The 2,811-nt window shown below is 30.0% G+C and carries 3 protein-coding genes and 1 pseudogene; all 4 read right to left on the minus strand.

Annotated features, from left to right (window positions below; genetic code table 11):
* Positions 1-60: 60 nt before the first annotated feature.
* A pseudogene (locus tag OL66_RS01975) lies at positions 61-936 on the minus strand (hypothetical protein).
* Positions 937-1,002: 66 nt separating this feature from the next.
* Positions 1,003-1,344, minus strand: a complete 342-nt coding sequence (locus OL66_RS04300; protein WP_238568793.1) for a chromosome partitioning protein ParA — start codon at positions 1,342-1,344, stop codon at positions 1,003-1,005.
* Positions 1,345-1,909: 565 nt separating this feature from the next.
* Positions 1,910-2,128, minus strand: a complete 219-nt coding sequence (locus tag OL66_RS04305) for a hypothetical protein (protein ID WP_238568794.1) — start codon at positions 2,126-2,128, stop codon at positions 1,910-1,912.
* On the minus strand, positions 2,100-2,811 hold a 712-nt coding region (locus OL66_RS03985; RefSeq protein WP_034172256.1), incomplete at its 5' end, for a hypothetical protein. The genes OL66_RS04305 and OL66_RS03985, both read right to left, overlap by 29 nt.

Genomic DNA, 2,811 nt, shown 5'->3' on the forward strand with positions numbered 1-2,811 from the left:
GTAAATATTTTTTTAATTTAACCATTAATTAAATCTCCTTTTATTTTTATTCTTTTTTTATCACCAGTCATCTCTGGTTCTTTTATTATATTCGGCTTCTTTAACTTTATCGTTATTATGTTTATCTTGGTAAATTGATAAAGTTCTACGGACAGGGTTGAAGTGGAGGTGGAAATCAGTTAATTAAAAATTGAAATCGTGAACACGTGCGCGACCAAGGTAATAGTCTTTGTCGTCTTCTAAGAAGTGTTTAGGGCCTTTGTATTTAATGATTAAATTGTTATAACCTGGGCCTTCATGTTGTTGTTTTTCGAAATTGATATAATAATTTAAATGACTGTCATCTTTCATATCGAAAGAAGCAGAATCAAATCCGTCTAAAGTGGTACGATCGTAAGTTAAACCTCTTTTATTCCAACGGTCGAAGGGATGACGGTCTTTGATGTAACAAACTAAGTTAGAGGGTTCTTTTTGAAGTTCAAGGCGGTCTAATATTAATTTTTGATTTATTTTGATTATTTCATTGTGATTTTTCATGATTTTTTGTGATAAATGATCTAATTCAGGATTATTAGGTGAACTATTCATATCTATAGCTTTATCATTTAAATAAATTTGTAGGTTTTTTTCTTTAGCTTGTTTTTCTAATGATTCTCGTTCACGAAATAATTGTTCTGCCTTAAGTTTTTGTTGTTCATAATAACCGATGCCATTTAAACCATCAAAGGTGTATTTGGCTTTAATCATTGTACATTTTTGATTATCGTCATACCATTCTTCAATGTTTTCGAATTTTGTTTTGATTAAACTAGGAATTTCTTCTTTTGATAACTTAATGATTTCCATTTCGGTTAAAACAATAAAACCGATAAATAAAAAAAGAAGTATTCCTAAAATAATAAAAAACCATTTAATGATTTTTTTAATATTAAACATGATTAATTCCTTTCGGACAATTTATAACATACCAACATTTTAACACATTTGACTTTTTAATTTTAATTAAAACCATTTTTTGAACCAAGATTTTACTTTAATAGATGTTTCGTTTATATCTTTTTTAATTTTATTAGTAAAGGGTTGAATTGAACCTTTCAAGGTTTTTTGGTTTTCTATGGTGTTTTTAATTTTATCGTATTCTGTTATTTTATTGGTTAATTTATCACTGTTTTCTTTTAATTTTACTTTAGTTGCTTCATGGGCTTTTTGTTCGTCTTTTATTTGTTCTTTAAGTTTATTGATTTCATGACGGAGTTCGGCGTTTTCTTCAAGATATTTACCAGAGACGTTTTCTAAAGCTTTAATAGTTCCTTCGAGCGCTTCAATGTGAAGGCCTTGTTGCACCCATTTATCGATTTGTTGTTCTAATTCCTCGCTTAAACGGTTAATTTCATTGGCTTGTTCATTGATGATTTGGTTTAATTGTGTGATTTCTTGGTCTTTTTGGTAGATAGTTGCTTGATATTCTTTTTCTTTTTGTTGAAAATTAGTAGTTAATTGATTGATTTCCTGTTGGAGTGCTTGTTTGTCTTGTTGAGATAAAGCTTGATTAGTTATTAATTCTTGGTTTTTAGTTTCAATTAGGGATTTTTGTGCTTGGAGTTGGTTTTGGAGTTGTTCAGTTATTTGGTTTTGTTCGTTGATTTGATTGATTAATTCATTAATTTGTTTTTCTTTTTCGGTGTTAAGAGTTTTTTCTTGGTGAAGGTCAGTTTCTAATTGATTAATCTTTTGATCTTGGTTAAAGATTTCGTTTTCTTTAGAACGGATTTTGTCGGTTTGTTGATTGATTTCTTTTTGAAGTTCTTGTTTTTCTTGTTCGGATAGTTTTTGATTGTTTTCTAATTCTTCTTGTTTTTGAGTTAAATCATGTTCTAAATTAGCTTTTTGTGTTTCTAAAGCTAAACTATTAATTGTTTTCTTGTTGGAGTTGGATTTCTAATAAGTTTTTGGCTTTGATGATTTCTTCAGGAGTTAGTTGTTGCGTTTCAGTTGTTTTGTTAGTTTCTTTTAATTCCTCACCAAGTGGTGGTGTTTGTGGGAGTTGTTCTTGTTGGAGATGTTTTGGTTCAGTTGGAGATTGTTCAACTGAACCATGATCAGGGATTGTTAAGGTTACCAGTTTCACTTTCTTCTTGAGTTGTTTCTTCTTGAGTTGTTTCTGTTTTATCTTCATTATTATTAGTTAAAGTTGATTCTTCATTTTGGATAATGGTTGGATTGAATGATTGTTGAATAGATGGTGCTTGGAAGATGGGTGTTGGGGGATTTTTCGTTTTATGGGTTAATGGTTGTGGAGGATTAGGGATTTTGGTTTCTTCTTGATAAAATTGGTAAAGTTCATAAGCAGTTGAAGCTAAAGAAACCCAAAATAAAGCTTTACTACCAATTTTAATGATTTTCCCACCGAGATTCGCTATTTTGGAAGTAGCTTTCTTTTGTATGATCGTTTTAGTTCCTTTTTTGATAGTCTTTTTCTTGCCACTTTTTAACCAATGACCGACTTTTCCAATTCCGAAACAAATTCCGATGACACTTAAAGTAGTCGTTAGATAACAACCTAATTTCTCTTTTGGCGAAAAAGTATGATTAGGATCTTTATCGTTGCCTGTTGCTTTATTATAGATATACTCGATAACTTTACGAATTGGTTGAGTTGCTTTATCGTATAACGCTTTAGTTTTAGTTGCGGTGTTGCTCGTAAAAGTGTTGATTTGGTTTAAAACTTCAGGGAAAAATTTGAAAAGGGTCCAATAAATCGCCCCACCAATTAATAATAATGGAATACACCAAATAAGGATTTTAAAGAAA

The organism is Chrysanthemum yellows phytoplasma (assembly GCF_000803325.1).
Taxonomy (GTDB): Bacteria; Bacillota_I; Bacilli_A; order Acholeplasmatales; family Acholeplasmataceae; genus Phytoplasma; species Phytoplasma asteris.